The organism is Sporosarcina limicola, assembly GCF_014873855.1.
GTDB lineage: Bacteria > Bacillota > Bacilli > Bacillales_A > Planococcaceae > Sporosarcina > Sporosarcina limicola.
The window spans coordinates 26,803-46,887 of the sequence record NZ_JADBEL010000026.1 but is presented as its reverse complement, the minus strand read 5'-3'; the positions used below and the strand labels follow the sequence as shown (position 1 = coordinate 46,887).

At 36.5% G+C, this 20,085-nt stretch carries 19 protein-coding genes and 1 pseudogene; 2 read left to right on the top strand and 18 right to left on the bottom strand.

Annotation, left to right across the window (positions count from 1 at the left end; genetic code table 11):
- The 5 genes from H4683_RS17315 to H4683_RS17295 all read right to left on the bottom strand — a co-directional run.
- Nucleotides 1–483 (bottom strand): hypothetical protein (locus tag H4683_RS17315; protein WP_192600085.1); only part of this gene is annotated, 483 nt, incomplete at its 3' end.
- A gap of 355 nt (nt 484–838) precedes the next feature.
- Nucleotides 839–1,066: a hypothetical protein gene (locus H4683_RS17310; protein ID WP_192600088.1), complete on the bottom strand. Its 228-nt coding sequence runs from the start codon at nt 1,064–1,066 to the stop codon at nt 839–841.
- Nucleotides 1,041–1,196, bottom strand: coding sequence for an S-layer homology domain-containing protein (locus H4683_RS22480; protein WP_192600084.1), 156 nt, complete (start codon nt 1,194–1,196; stop codon nt 1,041–1,043). The genes H4683_RS17310 and H4683_RS22480 overlap by 26 nt, the downstream gene beginning before the upstream one ends.
- A 238-nt stretch (nt 1,197–1,434) precedes the next feature.
- Nucleotides 1,435–1,590 (bottom strand): NAD(P)-dependent oxidoreductase, encoded by a 156-nt coding sequence (locus H4683_RS22475; protein ID WP_192600083.1) that lies wholly within the window; start codon nt 1,588–1,590, stop codon nt 1,435–1,437.
- Nucleotides 1,572–1,787: a hypothetical protein gene (locus H4683_RS17295; protein WP_192600082.1), complete on the bottom strand. Its 216-nt coding sequence runs from the start codon at nt 1,785–1,787 to the stop codon at nt 1,572–1,574. The genes H4683_RS22475 and H4683_RS17295 overlap by 19 nt, the downstream gene beginning before the upstream one ends.
- Before the next feature lie 398 nt (nt 1,788–2,185).
- Between H4683_RS17295 and H4683_RS17290 the strand changes: the two genes are divergently transcribed.
- On the top strand, nt 2,186–3,565 hold the full coding sequence (locus tag H4683_RS17290) for an alkaline phosphatase (RefSeq protein WP_192600081.1): 1,380 nt from the start codon (nt 2,186–2,188) through the stop codon (nt 3,563–3,565).
- A 276-nt stretch (nt 3,566–3,841) separates the two neighbouring features.
- Here the strand turns inward: H4683_RS17290 and H4683_RS17285 are convergent, their stop codons facing one another.
- The 5 genes from H4683_RS17285 to H4683_RS17265 form a co-directional block, all read right to left on the bottom strand.
- The gene (locus H4683_RS17285) at nt 3,842–4,093 is read right to left on the bottom strand and encodes a hypothetical protein (RefSeq protein WP_192600080.1); all 252 of its coding nucleotides are present in this window, start codon (nt 4,091–4,093) and stop codon (nt 3,842–3,844) included.
- Between the two features lie 594 nt (nt 4,094–4,687).
- Entirely contained in the window at nt 4,688–7,711 is a 3,024-nt protein-coding gene (locus H4683_RS17280) for an S-layer homology domain-containing protein (protein ID WP_192600079.1), read from the bottom strand.
- Between the two features lie 1,126 nt (nt 7,712–8,837).
- Entirely contained in the window at nt 8,838–9,611 is a 774-nt protein-coding gene (locus H4683_RS17275; RefSeq protein WP_192600078.1) for a hypothetical protein, read from the bottom strand.
- A 6-nt stretch (nt 9,612–9,617) separates the two neighbouring features.
- Nucleotides 9,618–10,031: a protein-export chaperone SecB gene (locus H4683_RS17270; protein ID WP_192600077.1), complete on the bottom strand. Its 414-nt coding sequence runs from the start codon at nt 10,029–10,031 to the stop codon at nt 9,618–9,620.
- A 13-nt stretch (nt 10,032–10,044) separates the two neighbouring features.
- On the bottom strand, nt 10,045–10,653 hold the full coding sequence (locus H4683_RS17265) for a hypothetical protein (protein ID WP_192600076.1): 609 nt from the start codon (nt 10,651–10,653) through the stop codon (nt 10,045–10,047).
- Nucleotides 10,654–12,486: 1,833 nt separating this feature from the next.
- Here H4683_RS17265 and H4683_RS22630 point away from each other — a divergent pair.
- The gene (locus tag H4683_RS22630; RefSeq protein ID WP_476715145.1) at nt 12,487–12,600 is read left to right on the top strand and encodes a putative holin-like toxin; all 114 of its coding nucleotides are present in this window, start codon (nt 12,487–12,489) and stop codon (nt 12,598–12,600) included.
- Nucleotides 12,601–12,861: 261 nt separating this feature from the next.
- On the opposite strand, the pseudogene H4683_RS17260 reads toward H4683_RS22630, so the two are convergent.
- The 8 genes and pseudogenes from H4683_RS17260 to H4683_RS17230 all read right to left on the bottom strand — a co-directional run.
- Nucleotides 12,862–13,140 (bottom strand): annotated as a pseudogene (locus H4683_RS17260) (RNA-guided endonuclease TnpB family protein); the annotation flags it as partial.
- Nucleotides 13,141–13,398: 258 nt separating this feature from the next.
- Nucleotides 13,399–13,581, bottom strand: coding sequence for a hypothetical protein (locus H4683_RS17255; RefSeq protein ID WP_192600087.1), 183 nt, complete (start codon nt 13,579–13,581; stop codon nt 13,399–13,401).
- A gap of 356 nt (nt 13,582–13,937) precedes the next feature.
- Entirely contained in the window at nt 13,938–14,057 is a 120-nt protein-coding gene (locus H4683_RS22625) for a putative holin-like toxin (RefSeq protein WP_476715144.1), read from the bottom strand.
- 356 nt (nt 14,058–14,413) lie between these two features.
- Entirely contained in the window at nt 14,414–15,523 is a 1,110-nt protein-coding gene (locus tag H4683_RS17250; protein ID WP_275403095.1) for an aminotransferase class I/II-fold pyridoxal phosphate-dependent enzyme, read from the bottom strand.
- Nucleotides 15,524–15,556: 33 nt separating this feature from the next.
- A complete protein-coding gene (locus tag H4683_RS17245) occupies nt 15,557–16,195 on the bottom strand; it encodes a NeuD/PglB/VioB family sugar acetyltransferase (protein ID WP_192600074.1) in 639 nt (212 codons plus the stop codon).
- Complete coding sequence (locus H4683_RS17240) at nt 16,192–16,809, bottom strand: sugar transferase (protein WP_192600073.1); 618 nt, start codon at nt 16,807–16,809, stop codon at nt 16,192–16,194. The genes H4683_RS17245 and H4683_RS17240 overlap by 4 nt, the downstream gene beginning before the upstream one ends.
- A gap of 118 nt (nt 16,810–16,927) precedes the next feature.
- Complete coding sequence (locus tag H4683_RS17235; protein WP_192600072.1) at nt 16,928–18,388, bottom strand: lipid II flippase MurJ; 1,461 nt, start codon at nt 18,386–18,388, stop codon at nt 16,928–16,930.
- Nucleotides 18,389–18,808: 420 nt separating this feature from the next.
- Entirely contained in the window at nt 18,809–20,074 is a 1,266-nt protein-coding gene (locus H4683_RS17230) for a hypothetical protein (RefSeq protein ID WP_192600071.1), read from the bottom strand.
- Nucleotides 20,075–20,085 lie beyond the last annotated feature (11 nt).

Below are 20,085 nucleotides of genomic sequence, written 5' to 3'. Positions count from 1 at the left end.
TGAATCTGCCTTGAAGTTTTTAGCATTTATAAAAATATTTTTAGTTTTCCCTATTGAGATACTATCTTCGGATAACGAAGTGATTTCAGGTGCAGGTGCTAGCCCAGGTTCTGTGTGGGTAAATCCTTTTGTCAATACCGCCATTTGTCCATCAGCGTTCAGAAGTTTGACATCCACACTACCTATAACTTTTGTAGCTTCTTTTGCTGCCGTAAGTCTGTTATCGGCACCCATACTGCCTGACTTATCAACGATTAAGAAAACGTCATTCGATTTTACAAAGGTTGAATCTTTCAGCGCCCCCTTCACAGTAAGCGTTACGTCCGTCGTCTCACCTTTCACAAGGCTGTTTTTACTTACAGTCTTTTTAATATTCATCAAATCGTTACTTATAGCAGTTGCAGCTTCTGTTGAATTTGGAATAGCTATGCCAATAATAAGGATAGCTATTAAAAATATTTGTAAACTTTTAAAAAATTTCATATAAATCAGTCCTTCCTACTCTATTATAGTTCTAGTACTATCATTATATCGACGAGAGGCAAGAATTGTTTAGGAGTTTACTTACAGCTTTTCAAATTCAGTTCCTTTGGTTCGTTTAGTACATTACTTCTCATAATAATTCCTAGATCTTGTGTACGTATTCTGTAATATAGAGTGATAGCTGATTTAACATATCTTCATTGAACGGTTCTTTATAATCTCTAATTATTTTTGTAGAAATATACAGCGTAACGTAAACTCCAGCAGGCAATTCACTAAATTCATATGCCCCTTAATTATCAGCCTTCTCATATTAAATTCCCTATTTTTAAAGGTTAAATTTACCAACTACAATTTATGCTATTTCTATCGATCTAGTTTTCTTTGCATCTAGAGGGAACAAAATAACGTCTGCTCCAACATCTAGTTTAGTTCCAATAAATTCATTATATTGCCACTTGAGATTTCCACTTAGAGAGGCTATGTCACTTTTCGGATCAGAATTTGGTTTTGAACTTGCTATTTGATATCCCATTGTATCAACAATAAATAAAGAATTATATGTACAGGTTAAATGTTCCATCTGGATATCTATTTATTATTCCTGCTTTAATCGCTGAATTAATATATCCAGATGATGATCTGATCTCGAGGACATCTTTAAATTTCGTTTTTGTACGCTTCGCGTCAAGCCCTACCGTTTTTGCTACCATTACCGCAACTTCTTCTCTGTTAACCTATTCATGAATCCCGAACTTTTCTTACAGTTGGATAATGCCCTTCTCCAAAAAAATTACTTCCTTACAATATGCATAGTTTACAGGCACATCTTTAAAACTTTCTTTGGAAGCCTTTGCCTATGGAACTAGTGAAAACGTTAAAACTAAAGTGAAGAGATTTCATAGGAGTTTCCTCATAACATTCCTTATTCTAATTCTCCTATTTTAATAGTTAGGGTTTGTTGTGATTAACATAAAATACATGCATATCTAACCCTTTCGCTCGACGCGCGACCGCTTCACCAATCCTCCCCATGCTAGTAAAGCCCGTCAGTGTCCAATGTGCGTCCAGTTTGATTTCCGCCTGAGTTATTGCGAGCTGCCGCAAAGAGAAGCGTAAAACGCAAGGTCTGCCGTCGTCTCTGTCAGAACACCTCGTGTATTCGTCACAATTATTCCACGTTCTTTCGCAACTTCAATATCAATATTGTTATACCTCACCGCCAGATTAAAAACGTCCTTCAACTTAGGTGCTACTTCCAATACTTTTCGATCCACTGAATCTGTCAAAACCGTCCAAAGCACATCTGTATTAGCCCCTTTCCTTCAATCAAATTTCGAGCTGAACCGATTCACTTTCCGACTCCCACATCCGTACATTGAACTTCTCTTGGAGTGGTTTAACGCTTGTTTATCTAACTTCCGTCTAATGAAGACCCTCAATTTCATCTGGATTTCTCCATTCGTATGATTATCAGTAATGTAGCATAAAAAAACCAAACAAATACACATAGCATTTACAGTAGAAAAGTAACAATTTCACTTCTTCAAGATGCTGGATAATTCTTAGTTGTGTGAGTGACTACGCGTGCTAGCCCAATTCTTCACACACTATTAATATAAATTTACATGTCCTTCATATGAGATTAACAATTCCACATTATAATTACCTTTGATGGAAGAAAAAAATAGGAGGTTTTACATTGGTGAAAAAGAGGTTTTTTAAGAAGGTTATCCCAGTCGCAGTTCTTTCCACTGTTCTGGTCGGAAGTTTAGTCAGTACAATCGCTAATCCAACCGTTCAAGCGAGTGAAACAGAAGAAAACAACAAAGCTGAAATCAAAAATGTGATTTTCCTCATTGGTGATGGAATGGGAGTTTCCTATACTTCGGCTTATCGTTATTTGAAAGACGATCTCACTACACCCTTTGTTGAACAAACAGCGTTTGACAAGTACCTTGTTGGTCAGCAAATGACTTATCCGGACGATCCAGAGCAAACGATAACAGATTCGGCTTCTGCAGCAACTGCAATGTCTGCAGGTGTAAAAACATATAACGCTGCAATCGCTGTAGATAAAAACAAATCTAACGTTAAAACTGTTTTAGAGGCTGCAAAAGAAACAGGGAAATCGACTGGGCTAGTTGCTACCTCAGAAATTACCCATGCAACGCCTGCTGCATTTGGTGCTCACAATGAAAGTCGGAAGAATATGGATGCCATTGCCGATGATTATTATAACGAATTGATCAATGGTAAACATAAAATTGACGTCCTTCTTGGCGGTGGAAAATCAAACTTTGAGCGTAAAGATGTGAATCTTACAGAATCCTTTAAACAAGATGGATTTAGCTATGTAACTACTACAGATGAACTACTAAAGGATAATAACGCTCAAATTCTTGGACTGTTTGCTACTGGCGGTCTTCCTAAAATGATTGATCGTTCAGAAGATATTCCATCACTTGAAGAAATGACTACTTCAGCAATCGATCGCTTAAGTAAAAACGAAAATGGTTTCTTCCTTATGATTGAAGGTAGCCAAATTGACTGGGCTGGCCACGACAATGACATTGTTGGTGCAATGAGCGAAATGGAGGACTTTGAAAAAGCTTTTAAAGTAGCGATTGAGTTTGCGAAAAAAGATAAGCATACACTAGTCGTGGCAACTGCTGACCATTCAACCGGCGGATTATCTATAGGCGCAGATGGTAATTATAACTGGTTCGGTGATGCAATCAAAGCTGCAAAACGTACACCTGCCTTTATGGCAAATGAAATTACAAATGGTGCAGATGTAGAGAAAACTTTAAAAAGCTATATCGATCAAGATTTATTACCACTGACAGAAGTTGAAATCGAATCTGTTAGAGCTGCTGGTGAAAAAGCTAGTGATATCAATAATAAAATCAAACTAATTTTTGACAAGCGTTCTTATACAGGCTGGACAACCAGCGGACATACTGGTGAAGACGTGCCCGTATATGCTTTTGGTCCAACTAAGGATCGTTTTGCAGGGTTATTAGATAATTCGGATCATGCGAAAATTATATTTGAAATTTTAGGTACAAGCAAAAAATAAAGAATAGATCTCGCAAAAAAAAATTAGAACCCGTCGCTCCAAAAAAAGCAACGGGTTCTTTTCTCGTGTGTCGGATGCCAAATTCTCATCCAGTTACTTCAAATCCTACACAAATTGTGGCTGTAAATAATACCGAATGAACTGTTGAGATCAACCTAAGCGTTTTTCCAGTTCTACCTTTAGTTTTTGTACTTGCGCTTTTATCATTACTACAAGCACTTCCTTTTATATATACTCCATTCAACTTCCATTACTGCATAATCTACAATGGCATTTTCACTGTGCCCTTCTTTTTCTCCATCGCTTGAACTCTTTGCCCTCGAATGTGCACGTGTAGACATAAATCTTCTCATGGAGATCCGCAACCTCTTTCACATAACTCATACAGACATACGTCACCCCGTCACCCCTTTTTATTCCCTTGTATTTCGGGTCAGCAATCACGATAATGCCATTGTCTTTCTCATTTAATCGATCCAAAAGTTGTTGCGTGTAGCGGTTATCCCCTATTACAACATGTAAATTCATAATTGCGCTCCCCCATAGTGTCATTTTTACCATACTATTTATTCTGTTTATTATAACAAAATAGTAGTATAATTGCACTATAAAAATAACCGCCCCCATTCCCTTCCTCTCTGCTTGACAGATGGGAAATGGATGGACGCTCCTCTTTTCTCACCAATATAATTCACTTAGCAAAACTGCAATAACTTTCTCCTGTTCCTCTGCCGTCATATTAGACCCCGATGAAAGGAAAATCCCTCTATAAATATACACTTGTAGGTAGTTCTTTTCTCAATCACACGCTTGTATTGCTAAAAAGTGTCTATGACTCAATGCATCACTGGAAACAAGAGGTTGGTACAAAAAAAGTCCCCTGACCAATTTTCAGTCAAGGGGCTTTTTCTGTCAATACCACAAGGCAGTCACTCACACAACGAAATTGAATGAACGATATAGAAAAAGCCCCCGGTTTAGGAGGATCTTCCATTCTATAAATTTTATAAAATCCAAGTGTTAGTGAACCAAATACTTTTTAAAAAAAGAGACGCCTTCCGTCTGATCAAACAGAAAGCGTCCCAATAAATATCACACTCTAAAAAATCCTGCATCCATTCTTTATCTCACTATGATTTCTCGATTAAATAAAGCATAGTTCCCTTGCAAACCTTGAACAGGTGAATGATTGTCTTGAACAAGTTTGACTCTTAAACTTGTTACATAATTGGCATTCAAATTGACTAGAACTGAATTCGTTGCATCATACCTATAAGTTGAAGAATCTACAACTTCAAGGAGTAAGTCTCCTGTATCATACCTTGAGTTACCATTCGTGTCCAAGTAAATGACATCTCTAGTTCTTCCATCAATCCAAACATCGTTACCGACAGAGGCGTTGATACTTGTGACAAATGTATTTGAATTTGTATTTGAATTTGTATTAGAACGGTAAATGGCAGCAATTGAACTTGTCTTTAGAAGGTGACCATTAAGTGTAATTTCGAAATCGCTTGCATCTAAAGAGTGAATTGCCTCACTGAAACCAAGTATGAGTGAAGTGTTGTCATAATCAATTTTAGCATAATTGAATTCTGGTTGGTTGTAGTTTTGGTAGTTGCTAACAAATGTAACCTCACCCGCTCCGGCAGATGCAATGGTGTTACCTGCGTTATCTCGAAGGTTATTGACAGTAAATGTCGCTGTTTTGGTAGTTGGTACACTAGCAGATGGTACATGTACGGTTACGGCAACAGATGTAGCTTTATCTGCGGATCCAGTGATAACTGTTGTTACATAAGACCCTAGAGGTAATGCTTTTCCATCCCAAGTATAGTTATTGATGTCTTGAACGGCAGCTAGGTTAACCCCACTATCAGCATCAGTCACTGTATAAATAGCCGTTTGTTCAACTCTTCCATTCGCTACAGGATAGTTTGTAACAGCACTAACTACAGGGCGTGTAGTATCCGATGATATTACATTTTGAACAATAAACGTTTGTGTTGCAATCGCATTTGGATTAGGCGTGCCTGCTTTATCAACGACGGTGTTAGCTGGTAGGCGCAATTGATAAGTGCCATTTGGCAAAGCGTGAGCGATTGTTAGTGTATTGTTAGCAATCACTGCATTCTGCGCACTGTAATAATTAAGGTAAACTGAAGTTGCAACACCTGTCGTTTGATCAATGACTGTAATTGCATTGTTTCCAGCCGTTGCAATATCTTCAGTGAAATTCGCTACAATTTTACCGTCTTTAAATTCAACAGTTGTTAATGCTGGAGCAATAGTATCCTTGTATAAAGTAACGCTAGATGAATATAGAGCTGCACTGTTTCCAACAGTATCTTTCACGTCAGCATCAACAAATAGAATGGCATTATAAGTATCATTGAAAAATAATCCTGCTCCTGTTAGGACAACGGTTTTCTCATTAGTACCGGCCGAAGCTGTAAGATGCGTCACAGTTCCATTCGCTTGTACTATACGAGCCTTTCCTGTGAATGACGCGATGTTCATATTTTTATCGTACGTCATTTCTACTCTGTTTTCTCCTATAACCTTTACATTTAACACAGTTGGAGCAACTGTATCAGCAGTAATTGTAAGTGTAGTTTCTACAGGATTTGGAGATGTGAAGTTGTTATTATAATCTTTTACATTCGTTAATTTAATTGTTGCGGTAGTGCCCGCTATAACTTGTGTGTTAGCAGTGACATCCAAACGATTAGGATTCGTAGAATTGTTAGAAACAGTCGCTGCCACATCATTTACATACGCGATAACTCCAGCAGCATTAACAGGCTCATCGAAAAGTAGGGCAAACGAATTAGTATATGTTTTCGCAGCAGCTGATCCTGAAACGAATTTTGGTGCAACTTTATCATTCGCCTTTACAATAGCTGTATACTCCTCGAACTTTTCACCTGTTACTGATTTAATTTCAGCCGTTGATTTGAAAGCATACTCGCCATCAAAGACCCCATTTGCAGTAATCGTTAACGTTTTACCATCTTCAGATAATGAGCCTTTAAGTTGACCTGGGTTTACAGTCGCACTAGTGACCATCGTAAATGTCATATTTTGAACTTCATTCGAAGCGTTTAGTACTGTTGTTTTAACAATAGGTGTTGCAAATTTAACTTCAACTTGTTTCGCATTAATCGCTTTCACTTCAGTAACAAAACGATCGCCCGCTGCAAAGTCAAATGTTACAGCAATCGTTTTATCTACTTTCGCTTCACCTTTTGTAAGTGTAATTATATAATTGCCAGCAGTAGTGCCTGTAGCGGCTTTTACGACAACACCTTTTTCAGTGACAAGTGAAGTGACATACGTTTGTACCGCAACAAGTTTGTTTTCATTAGTTGCATCGTTTCCGCGTGAAACAGTTACTGCACCAGCTTTTAGTTGGTTGGCTGCTGCTTCTACCGCTACCTTATCTTCATCAACTGGTTTTGGTTTTGGTTCTAGTTCTGGTTTTGGTTCTGGTTTCGGCACTTTTGTTATTGCTTCACTTCTAAAGACGAATGAAGCCATTTGTCCGCGCGTCACGAGCGCGTTAGGCGAGAATTTTGTAGGTGTCGTACCAGTTGTAATTTTTTTAGAATAAAGTGTCCGGACATATTCAACATGCCATTGCTTAGCATTGATATCGCTAAACGGAAGTTTTACAGATCCCTTTTCTACGAATTCAAAGCCGAGTACAATTATTTTCGCCATTTGTGCCCTTGACAGACTACCATCAGGCTTGAATGTATTATCTTCATAACCCGAAATGATTCCTGCTTCAACAAGGGCTGCAATATACCCGTAGTTTGGGCTCGTTTTGCTAACATCTTTAAATCCTGGATTCTTGACGTTTACCGTATCCAAGCCTAACGAAAGAGCTAAGAGTTTTGCAGCATCCTGGCGAGTAATGTTTTTATTTGGTTTGAATGATCCATCAGAATACCCACTAATCATGCCTCTTGCGGAAAAGTCCGTGACAGCTTCATAAAAATGCTGACCTGGGATATCCTTGACATCAGAAAATGTAGACTTCGCCGCCATCGTATTTACAGGTGCAGCGGCAACAAAAACCCCTGTCGCGACTGTTGTTGCCAACATAGCTTTGAATATTTTTTCATAGTTTGATTTTTTCATCTTCAATCCTCCATATAGTTTAGTAGAATCCCCAGTATACCCTCCAATGTTACACATTGTTAGTACTATAGTAGATGCTATCAATCAAAATCTACATTTCTTTCACCGATCACGAGACTTGAAAAATACAAATTATTACTACTAACAGTATAATTTAACTAGAATTTTAGTGCAACTATACCGCTAGTTCATATCGTAGTTCTGAGCGTGCCTGGTCCAATAGATTAGCATCATCGGAAACAAATAGCAGGAACTATTCCCCCTCTTTATATCATTTGGTATTATCCCCTACAATTAAGCTATCCTATGATTAATACCTCATAACGAGGTGATTGATAATGACAACAACACTACTAATGACAGTTTTACTACTTGTTTTAACATGGTTTTTGGAGATTTTAAAGGTTCTACTTATTTACTGGTTCAAAACGTTAATTGAATGATGGCATAAAAAGTAAATTTGGATGACTAGCGGGCGGTGCCGATTGGCAAATCGGTGCAGCTACTTAAATAAGAATGCAGAAAATGATTATCCATAATGAACCTAGATAATCGCTTTCTTTTCACCATATTCCGGGAGACTCTCTTAGGGCTGCGGGAAACATAATACTACGCTCAATGCCAGGAGAATTGCTTTAACAACCCAGTTACCAAGTACGCATTCCACTTTTCCAACATATTGTTTCAGCATAGGCATTCCCCCTTTAAGGACGCGACTCTTTGAAAAGTCACAAGATAATACAGCAGAAAGGAAATCAATTCTTGATACTATCACCAATAACAGTTCTCCCGCACTCCTAAAGAAGTCTCAATTTTAATACTTCGTTATATGCTTTACTTGCATATGGACGTATGCTATTTGGCTCGGAATTGTAATTCAAATTGCTTGCCCCTAAGATAAGCCCTGCCTCTGCAATGGGAATTAGGGCTTGATGATTGTAATCCGGGTTATACGATAGGGTTGAAGAAGTGATTGATAATTGAGATAGGGGAGGGCGACTAACCTCCATTTGTCCCTCTCACACCACCCTACGTATGGTGGATTTGGAGAGGTTTTTTCAATAAAAGCATACTTTTTGAACACGCTCAGTTAGACAGTTTAAATATTCTTAATCTCAGGGTGGGACTATCTTATCAATCGAAATATTTCTTTATTATTAAGTATTGTAACACAACTATACCCCTCTAAATTCACATGTTCTTGAACATCAGCTATGTGAGAATTAAGACAAGCAAGATAGATATTTGGTTCAATTCCTGCATTTTTCTTTAAACTTTCAAAAATACTTTTAGCATAATCCCACTTCTTTAACTTCCCAGGTTTTAAATCGCTCATTGGTACTCCGACCTGAACTGAACCATCTATAGTTGCTTTACATTCAATGTAATCAGGAATTGAAGATGTAATTCCATTACTGTCATGATAAGTGAAATCAAAGTCAGAGTTATTTATACCAAGTATATTATTTTCTGTTTCGTATGAGATAATCGCTTCTAAACACCTTACAGTATCAGCCGAGATTGCAAAATTTTTCGGGCCATATTTATAAATAATAGCCTCAAGTACTTTCCCTCTAATATCACCAATAGATTGACTACTCATAGAGTATAGACTGTTTAACAATTGAATAAGTTCTTTAGTTTTTTCAGTGTTATCCTTGATTTCTGGATACCGAATGACAATATCCTCCAGGTCTCTATTCCGTACATATTGACTTGACGAATCATTATCTGGATTTTTATAGCGTTCTAATATATTAGCAATAACGAGAAAGTATTGATTGCTTTTTTCTATAATTTCTAAAAGACCCACAATAAAATCATTAATTTCATAGTTATCCCATGTTATACCTTTTTTCGGCTTATACAATATGTACTGAGTATGTGTCGTTGTCGTCATTAATACTCACTTAACCCTTAATACTGGTAAAAGCAAAGGTGGTAATCCCATTCTCATTGTTAAATTACTTACTAATTCTCTAGCAAAAGGCCAAACGTTAACGGGGACATTATTCTGTGTAAATAAATCAAAATATTGATTTTCAAAGTTATACTGTTTATCTAATTTATAAACCACTTCTAAAGTAAAGTGAATCGAAAATATATCTTGACTACTTCCAGTCCCATTTACAACAAACTCCGTCAATACTTTAAATAAATCCCCTTCTCTTCTATAGTCAGAAATACTATGTTCTGTTGATATTTGAATGTTCTCTTGGAGTAATTCGGAAGGATTATTAACTGCAAGATTTCTAAGGATAATTTCATCTATATCTATATCATTTATTAGGTCTTGATATTTTTTCGAATTTAACTCCATAATACTCCCCTCCCTATGCACAAATTGGTTCTTTAATATCTAATTTGCATCCTTCCTTTTCTAATTCAACATGACTATAATCAATTCCAGTTGCTTTTGTTTGAGGTTTAGTACTTTTAATATTAAATAAATTATTTAATTCAAGTGTAAATTGCAAATCATCTAATAGTCCATGTATTCCAGTCACTATTCTTTCAACTTGGTAAAGTTGATTTTCCATTTCCGTTTTGTAACTTCTATTTATTACACTCATATATGATTCAACAATCTCAGTGAATCTTTCATAAGTTGACTCCGAAAAAAGTGTTCCATAGATTATTTCCTCAGTTTTTGTTTTGAATCTATTCTCAATATATAATTCACAATTATGCACCTTGAATTTAATCTCTTCATATTCACCTGTTCCGTCATCAGGTATAGTGATATGCAAATCAACAGCAAATTTAAAAGCTTCTTCAGCCTTAATAAAAAGATTTTTAAGTTCTACTTTAACATTTAGGGAAGTAAGAAGATACTTACTATATTCATTTTCAAATGTCTTTTCTGGTTCACTGACCCATTCATATCTTTTTTTAATTCTCGTATTGAAGCGATAACTCATCAAAATCACTCCTTTTAACATATATTTATCAACTCCTACTTTATCATAGTTTAGTCCTTAAAGTAATTATTTCGATTATCAACACTAAACTTATATTAACAGTCGCACCAACTATCACGGGAACATTTGGAATCTTATTCATAATCAACACACCTGAAGTGTTTTTAAATATTATCGGGAAAAACGGACTACTTTATACATTATTCTCACATTCCGCACCCTTAGACAACCCTTAGACAACCCTTAAAGGTATTTTAGCCCGGCCTATCGAATAGTAATTTATCCACTTATTCGAACGGAAGGAATGAACCACATGACCATAAAAATTGATTATATTTATTAAGAATGCTACTTAAATCCACTGGGCACAATTATCAAACAACCTCGAATTCCGTAGACGCTCAATGTCTAACACCCCCGGGCGATACTGTACATTTGATACTTTTAGGTATATTGGCAACACCAATTTGGAGGGTTGCTCACCTATAAACAGAAAAAGGTGCTTAGTTATTTAGGATTGGATGAATCTGCTTACCTGTAAAACGAGGAAATAATAGAGCAGTGGGTTCTGGCGAAAAACTAGGCGACCGATAGCTGTTTGTCTTGGATACGGATCCTAAAAAAAAATAAAGGGGTGAAATTCAACTTTGGGAGAGGGCGAAATGTGAGTTATTGACATACTGGATCCTAAAGCATTGTAGATACGACTGTGGATGTGATAACAGACTAATAGCGAAAACCTAGAACTATTTCCTCTATATCAAAGTGTGATAGGTTACGTGGTTTTAACAATATTTCAAGTGTCTAAAGGTTTATATTATTGGTATAATATGCGCCTACACTCGGAGAAATTACTTCTTTTCTAATAACCCACTTGTTCGTTTTAATGAGGAGAGCGAGGTTATTCAAACTTAACCAAATTATTTCTAGATTGCTAATGCTACTTTCAAAGGTCCGATTGTTGATGGCGTTACCTGTCCAAAGCTTGACGGATATACTTACCATAAGAGCCTATAGAAAGAAAAAATCCCCCTGACCAAGCAAATCGGTCAAGGGGCTTTTTCTGTATCAACTGTTTTTTCAATCATCAAGCCCCACTTCATCAATTGATGGACCTGAAAATCGACTATACATTCAAACAGTTATTCGGAAGTGAAAAGAAAAGTTCAAATTGACAGATGTCATGGAATTTCATTTTATCGAAATGGCGAAGCTCATACGGGATTGGAATGTCTGAGTTGCGTGAGTGACCGGCACGTGTTTGTAAGAAAGTAGCCATCGCTTTTCCATAATGAAAATGCTAAACTAAGAACAGCAGTTGCATAAAGCGGATGGCGGTTGACACTCCCTTGAGAAAGGGGGTGTTATATATTATGATAACTTATGAGGCTATGATGAGTATACTATTACAATTTGGTTTATTCCTTGCTACAGCGTTAACAACTGTTGTGGCAATTATAGTTGCGATTGTTATCATGAATAAAAAAGAGTAACCACCCATTACCTTTACCGAGGTCGTAAATTGGGGGGTACTCTTTTTCAACACCTTCAATACAATCGGTCAACCGCACTTCATGCGGTATGTTACTTGCTACTAGCTACTAGCTGGACGTTTCGTAGACGTTCAGCTTTTCTTATTATATGTTGATTATACCATATTCATACGAAAAGAATACTAAAAGTTCGATTCGTTATGATTGTTTAACTTTAGGCGAGTGGATAGCCCGACTGACTCAAAACTCTCCTAGAAAGTAGCCTTCGCTTTTCCGCAATGACAATGCTAAACTAAGAACAGCAGTTGCATAAAGCGTGTGGGCGGTTAACACTCCCTTTTAAGAAAGGGGGTGTTTATACATGATGGTAACTTATGAGGCAATGAATATGCTATTCCAAGCTTTTATAGCATTCGCAACAATGGCAACAGCTATTATTGCATTGATTGTTCTCCTTACCAACAAAAAGAAGTAACCGCCCATTCCTACCACAGGAACCAAATGGGGGTTACTCTTTTTTTAAACACTCTTTTGATACACTTGGTTAGCCGCACTTCAAGCGGAATGTTAATTGCTACTAGCTGGACGTTTCGTAGACGTTCAGCTTTTCTTATTATATGTTGATTATACCATATTCATACGAAAAGAATACCAAAAAATTTGGCTTGTTATGATTTGGTTTTAATCTTGCCGACTTTAAAAAGTATCGGTAATTGGCATGCGATGTTACCTTAATCGTTAGTTGTTCTAATCGAATGACAGAGATTGTATTGGCGGTTGCAAAATCCACAATTTCACGGCTTACTTTATGGTCTTGATTTTGCATCCATCTTTGTTCTTTATCATCAAGTTGGCGAATGGCATTTACTTTATTTTGTTTCCCTAACTTTTTTCGGATACTACGAAATTTACGTTTCATATAATTGTTTAGTCTCCAGTTCCCAAAGAAGCGAGCCTTGTCATCGTCTATGATGACCGCCGCAGGTACTTTTAAACCTAAATCCACATATACAACATCTTTTTCGGACGCATCGGGACAACGCCCAGATTCCAGCGTCCGATAAAGGTTTTTCCCCTGAAGGACGAGCCAAAAGATGAATTGAATGAGAATAAGCGCTGAGATACCTCTCTCCTACCGAATATTGGATTGGTGTAAAAAATCGAGATTTTGGGTGGTCATGTTGAATTGAATCTGGTAAAATGGAAGACATAGAAAACATCCTTTCTTTGGCTGGTGTCGAACCTTTATTTCACCAAAGAAATCGGATGTTTTCTATATTTCCCGTTCAACAACAGGTCGTAAACCTTGTTTTAATGCGTTTTCAATAGGGTTAATCAACTCCGAAAGTTGAGTGATAACCATTGCTACTATAATTGCCACAACAGCTGTTAATGCTGTAGCAAGGAATATACCGAATTGTAACAGTATATTCGTCATAGCTTCATAAGTTATCATTCTATAACACCCCCTTTCTCAAGGGAGTGTCAACCGCCCATCCGCTTTATGCAACTGCTGTTCTTAGTTTAGCGTTTTCATTATGGAAACGCGATGGCTACTTTCTAGACAACATTTTGGGACAGTCACGCCAAGCACCTACCTAATGTCAAACAATCATAACGAACCGACCTTTTTGGTATTCTTTTCGTATGAATATGGTATAATCAACATATAATAAGAAAAGCTGAACGTCTGAGAAACGTCCAGCTAGTAGCAAGTAACATACCGCTTGAAGTGCGATTGACCAGTTGTAACAAAAGAGTGTTCAAAAAAGAGTACCCCCCATTTGTATCCTGGTGAAAGGTAATGGGCGGTTACTCTTTTTTAGTCATGATAACAATCGCTACTATAATTGCCACAACAGCTGTTAATGCTGTAGCAAGGAATATACCGAATTGTAACAGTATATTCGTCATAGCTTCATAAGTTATCATTCTATAACACCCCCTTTCTCAAGGGAGTGTCAACCGCCCATCCGCTTTATGCAACTGCTGTTCTTAGTTTAGCATTTTCATTATGGAAAAGCGATGACTACTTTCTAATACCGCGTGCCAGTCTCTCACACAGTTTAATCCGTTGGTATATCTAGCTTCTTCCTCATTAACGGGATTAATAGTCCCATCAGAATTCAGCGAAACGGGAGTTTTCTAATCAAAAGCTGCCAATTTAAAGCTTTTTGTTCCATTTTATAACATATCTATTTCAAATATAAGAATAGTATGATTTCATCACAAAAAAACCACCCACTTCATGCCTGCATAACAGACTGAAAATGGGTGGACCTTCTTTTTCATCGATTCAATTCACTTAGCAAAACAGCAATAACTCTCTCCTGCTCCTCCACCGTCATATTCGAACCCGACGGCAAACAAATGCCCTGTTCAAACAACCGCTCACTAACAACTGACTCTTCATCATGCCCATAAAACCTACACCCTTCAAACAGCGGCTGCAGATGCAACGGCTTCCATACAGGTCTTGCCTCCATGTTCTCCGCTTCAAGGACATCCATCAGCTCATAAGGCGTTATCTTGACAATATTCGGATCCAATGTCAAAGTTGTAAGCCAACGGTTTGAAAACGTGCCCTCAAGCTCCGGCATGAAGTGAACGCCTTCGATCCCACCTAACGCCTCAACATATCTATCAAACACATCACGTTTTGCCTTCACTCGCTCATCCAACACCTCAAGTTGTGCACGTCCGACACCTGCAAGAATGTTACTCATGCGGTAGTTATAGCCGACCGTACTATGTTGATAATGGGGTGCTGCGTCCCGTGCTTGGGTTGCCAAGAACCGCGACCGTGCCAGTGCATCAACATCGTTCGAAACAAGCATACCGCCACCAGAAGTTGTAATAATTTTATTTCCGTTAAATGAATAAATACCATAGTGGCCCAACGAGCCGCTCTTCTTTCCTTTATAAAGAGAGCCAAGCGATTCTGCTGCATCCTCGATAACTGGAACGCCGTACCCATCGCAAATCGTCATCAGTTCATCCATCTTTGCACTTTGGCCATACAAATTCACTACGATAACAGCTTTCGGAAGTTTCCCGGTGGCCTTTGCTTCTTCCATAGCACGTGTCAAAGCAACCGGAGACATATTCCAGGTCTCTTCTTCCGAATCAATGAACACCGGATCCGCACCCAGATATAGAATCGGATTCGCACTTGCGACGAACGTTAGACTCGAACAAAAGACGGAGTCCCCTCGTTCAACCCCAAGGAGTTCCAGCGCTAAATGTATTGCAGCTGTACCAGATGAAGTAGCCGCCGCCCCCTGAGTCTCTGTATAAGTAGCTAGCTCTTCTTCAAACGCATTCACATTGGGTCCCAGTGGAGCAATCCAGTTTGTTTCGAATGCTTCATTTATGTATTTCTGTTCGTTCCCACTCATGTGAGGGGACGAGAGGAATATTCTTTTAGTCAATTATAACCCTTCTCTCTTAACTACTCTTGCTGGCATACCAACAACTGTCACATTATCTTCAATATCCGAGACAACGACAGCACCCGCACCGACAATCGACCAGGTACCGACTTTCTTTAAAGGTATTATTGAAGCCGATGCACCAATATGTGTCCCTTCACCGGTACTAACACCACCAGTCAAGACTGCATTAGGTGAAATATGACTGTAATCTCCGACGACACAATCATGCTCCACAACACTTCCACTATTCACAATAACGTGATTTCCAATCTTTGCATCCGCATTTACAACAGCACCAGGCATAACAACAGTACCATTACCAATTTCCGCACTCGGACTAACAATGGCATCACAATGGATTGCACTTACATACATCTCCGAAGGAAGCTTCAAGTTCGAAACAATTTTCTTTCGGACGATATTCGATCCTATTCCAATCACAATACGGATCTTAGAGTCACTTCCAATCAATTCAAACAGATGATTGACAGGGCCCTTCAAAAGTTCACCTTCTACGAAAACCTCTTGATACTTATCATCCAGTCTAGCATACACCATCATGTCATCGTTTGAATTCACAACATCAGCAATAACCTTAGCATGGCCACTATCCCCGATGATTACAATTTTCCTCACAGCACATCACCCTCACTTGAAGAAGCTGTATTCCCCTCAAACTTCGTCATTGTCGCCTGTCCATCCTGACTTATGCCTTCCGACTTGAACACCTTCAACACCGTCATGCATAAAATCTTGATATCCAACCAAAACGACCGATTCTCCACATACCATACATCCAACTCAAACCTTTCTTCCCACGAAATCGCATTCCGGCCATTCACCTGCGCCCAACCTGTAATGCCCGGACGCACATCATGCCGTCTTACTTGTCGCTCACTATACAATGGTAAGTACTCCATTAACAACGGTCTCGGCCCGACAAAACTCATTTCGCCCTTTAACACATTCCACAGCTGTGGCAGTTCGTCCAAACTCAATTTCCGGACCGCCTTACCAAACGAAGTCAACCGCATATCGTCGGACAACAACTCGCCAAACGTATCCCTCTCATCCGTCATGGATCGGAACTTATAGACATAGAAAGACATACCTCCAAGTCCAGGACGTTGTTGTTTGAATAAAACCGGTGAACCGATTTTCAAACGAATTAGTAAAGCTGTCACACCAACAACTAGAGATAAAAGAACAATGGCTAGTAAACTCACAATAAAATCGAATAATCTTTTCATAACGATGACCGCTTTTCTAAACTATATTTGATAACCAGGAGCTTTCACTTCATACTTCTTTATGAGTTATGGGATTTTCAACAAATTCTATTAAGACGCTCTTGATTTTACTCTTTCATTATTTAGGATTTTGACTAATCATTTTAATAGAAAACAGATAAGTTAATAACACTACTAGCAGCACAAGTATACCGTCTGCAAATAAAGATATTATATTTTCATCAAAATCTGTTAGATAAATCATGCATACCCTTAACCAGTAATAAACTACTATCCCACTTCCTAAAATAATTATAGAGGTAAGGAAAAACCTATTTACTAACAACTTAGAACCTACCATTATAGTCATTAGAAAAAAGCTTATGGTAATAGACATATCAAACAAAAGTTCGCTTTTCATTACAATTGATACTGTCTGTGTTATAACTAATGTCAGCACTCCGAGAAATATTGCTAACCATATTTCTTTGTTTTTCTTTTCAACTAATCTAACCCTTACTATAATAGATATCAGACCTACAAGAGGTATAACCAAATAAATAGATTTAAGTAGTAATGAAGTCTGATTCACGCTACGGTAAGTAAACTCCCCCCTGAAAAATAAAGTTTCAACAATGTTATGGGCATTTAAATAAGTGAATATAGAAATTAAACCTAGGGAAATCAGTAAAAAATGTGTCAATCGATTAGTAAGTTTATATAATTCCTTTATTTTTTTCCCTTTTTCCATCTTTGAGAACTCAGGAAAAACCACAGTTAAAAGTGTCAATAATACAATCGACAATGGGAAATTCATTATTTTATATGCATAATTTATAGAGCTAACTTTTCCATCAACTCCTAAGAAATATGCCATTAGTTTGGTGATTGAGAAAATAATTTCAACTATCCCTAAGGAAATAACCGCGACAAAAAGATTTTTCGAATAATTATTTTCAACTTTCTTAACCCTTACAAATTTGATTTTTTGTTTTGAAAAATATATTGATATAAATAATACTTCAAATATTAATGCAAGACATAATGATACTAACAACAAAATACTACTACTAATAACCCCAAAACCAAATATAATTATTGTAATAGAAAGAATGAATTGAATCGCCGAACCATAATAGCCTATATAAAACTCTTTGGTAGATTGAAAGATATACGTAAAAGCAACTTGAATAAAATATAAAACCGAAATAGAAGTCAATAATATATATTTAAATATTATTTGATTTCCGTTACCAACTATAGCCATTATAAAAACATTCATTAAAAGTATTGTAGTTAAAATAAAACTAATAAACTTTATATCTGAATTTGATATAGGAAAGTGAAAAGTTTTTTTTCCTTTTATTTGTTGAAAATTATCATCATTAAAATTAATCATTTTCGTAATTATTAGAATTCCGAGTCCCGGCATTAAAACATTAAGAATAAAATTAGGTATCGTCATTAATAATAAATATTCATCCAAGACTTTACTTGTTCCATAATACTTTGCTATTAAAATTTCTTTAAAGAATCCCATTACTTTTGTTATTATAGAGAGTAGTCCAAGAATTATTGTAGTAATAATAATTTTTTTCATTCAATTAGTTCCAATCCAGTAAATAGTTTTATATATTGTATAATTAATCCTTGAAAAAGTTGTTCCCCCTAAAAACGATCTTAAAAATCACATCATATAGTGATCCAATTAACCATATACGTACCATAAGTAGCCATTGGAATTCTTTTGGGGCGAATTATTGTATAAGTTAAAAAGGGATATCTACCTCTTATTCATGTATATTTGAAACTAATAAATCAAATATACCTGTTGGATAACTATAAAAGATTTAAAATTCTGCTTATACACTATCATAAGTTGAGTTTAAGTTCTCACTTTCTAGAATACTCTACACACGTGTTTTACTTATTCGATTCAAGTGTACAGTTACAATTGGACAGGAATTCTTCGTTCAACTTATATAGATGAAAAAGACCAATACATTTTTTCACCACCCTTTCAAATACCTCTATCATTTTTATCCATCGCTAAGCTTGGTTTTCCTTTTTTATTTAGATGGTAAATTACAAAAACTGAATTCAAATAAAACCAATAAAAGATTGACGGATTAGTATTACTCATCGGTACATTCACATTAAAATCTATTATCCATTGAACTATTAATATAAGGATATAGTAAAGCAAGTTTGGATTTCTATTTCTGATTGCTTTACTTTTTATAGTTTTTAATAATAAATAAAATACATTTAATAAAACTGCCAGCAGCGATAATAATAGTAATATACCACCCATGTCCAATAATTCTATATACTGATTGTGTGCTGTAACACCATCTTGATCAAAATAAAGGTTTCCGAATATAAGTTTTAAGGTATTGAAGTCTGTAAAAACAGACAACCAAATATCCGTTCTCCCACTAAAGTTTTTAACCCCTTCAATATTAGAAAATCTACCTAGGACTAGCTCGGGGTCAAAATAATAAACTAGTGCTATAAGGAATAAAAATAAAAATACAGTAATTCCTATTTTTTGTATTAGTTTAAACTTAAAAACAATCGCAATTACTATCATAACTGCAAAAGATAAAATTGCTCCTCGAACTTGCCAACTCAATAAATACAATAAATACACACCTATATATATATAAAATAAATACTTATACCTTTTCATTATATATGGCAGACTCATGAAGAGAATCGTGTTGATGATAAATGGATAATAAACATGGGTTTGGTAAATATCTATTATGCCCAAAGAAGGTTGTAATCCTCGTCCAAAACTCGCTAAGCCCACTTGGCTAAAGGAATACAAGTAATTCAAGATTATTATGATAAAATACAAAATTCCTAATTTACCGAAAAACTTTTCAACATTTAAACGCTTATACTCAAATAGATACCAAGAAATAAATAAGCCTACAAATCCTGTTAGCATTTGGATATATCTAATGTATACTGATATATCAGAATGAACTATTACCCCTGCTGAAGAGATAAAAAGTCCTACCATGGCTAATATAAGTAGATTGAACTTGATTTCGGAAGAAATTATTCTTAAAGAACCATTTAAAATAAATGACTTCAATAAAAGAAAAAAAATAAATATGCCTATAAAAAAGTATATCGGGAATACAAAACCACTATCTCCTAAATGCAAATAGTCGGCAGTAACAAAACTTTGATACAAACCTCTAGGCGTGAAAAAAAGGGGTAAAAAGAACAATGTATACCAATACTTTTCTTTATCTTTCTCAATATAATTCATCGATTACCTTC

Coding starts and splice junctions, on each gene's coding strand:
- H4683_RS17310 (WP_192600088.1), bottom strand. CDS start 1,066: ATGGAACATTTAACCTGTACATATAATTCTTTATTTATTGTTGATACA.
- H4683_RS22480 (WP_192600084.1), bottom strand. CDS start 1,196: ATGGTAGCAAAAACGGTAGGGCTTGACGCGAAGCGTACAAAAACGAAA.
- H4683_RS17285 (WP_192600080.1), bottom strand. CDS start 4,093: ATGAATTTACATGTTGTAATAGGGGATAACCGCTACACGCAACAACTT.
- H4683_RS17280 (WP_192600079.1), bottom strand. CDS start 7,711: ATGAAAAAATCAAACTATGAAAAAATATTCAAAGCTATGTTGGCAACA.
- H4683_RS17275 (WP_192600078.1), bottom strand. CDS start 9,611: ATGACGACAACGACACATACTCAGTACATATTGTATAAGCCGAAAAAA.
- H4683_RS17270 (WP_192600077.1), bottom strand. CDS start 10,031: ATGGAGTTAAATTCGAAAAAATATCAAGACCTAATAAATGATATAGAT.
- H4683_RS17265 (WP_192600076.1), bottom strand. CDS start 10,653: ATGTTAAAAGGAGTGATTTTGATGAGTTATCGCTTCAATACGAGAATT.
- H4683_RS22630 (WP_476715145.1), top strand. CDS start 12,487: ATGATGGTAACTTATGAGGCAATGAATATGCTATTCCAAGCTTTTATA.
- H4683_RS17255 (WP_192600087.1), bottom strand. CDS start 13,581: ATGATAACTTATGAAGCTATGACGAATATACTGTTACAATTCGGTATA.
- H4683_RS22625 (WP_476715144.1), bottom strand. CDS start 14,057: ATGATAACTTATGAAGCTATGACGAATATACTGTTACAATTCGGTATA.
- H4683_RS17250 (WP_275403095.1), bottom strand. CDS start 15,523: ATGAGTGGGAACGAACAGAAATACATAAATGAAGCATTCGAAACAAAC.
- H4683_RS17240 (WP_192600073.1), bottom strand. CDS start 16,809: ATGAAAAGATTATTCGATTTTATTGTGAGTTTACTAGCCATTGTTCTT.
- H4683_RS17235 (WP_192600072.1), bottom strand. CDS start 18,388: ATGAAAAAAATTATTATTACTACAATAATTCTTGGACTACTCTCTATA.
- H4683_RS17230 (WP_192600071.1), bottom strand. CDS start 20,074: ATGAATTATATTGAGAAAGATAAAGAAAAGTATTGGTATACATTGTTC.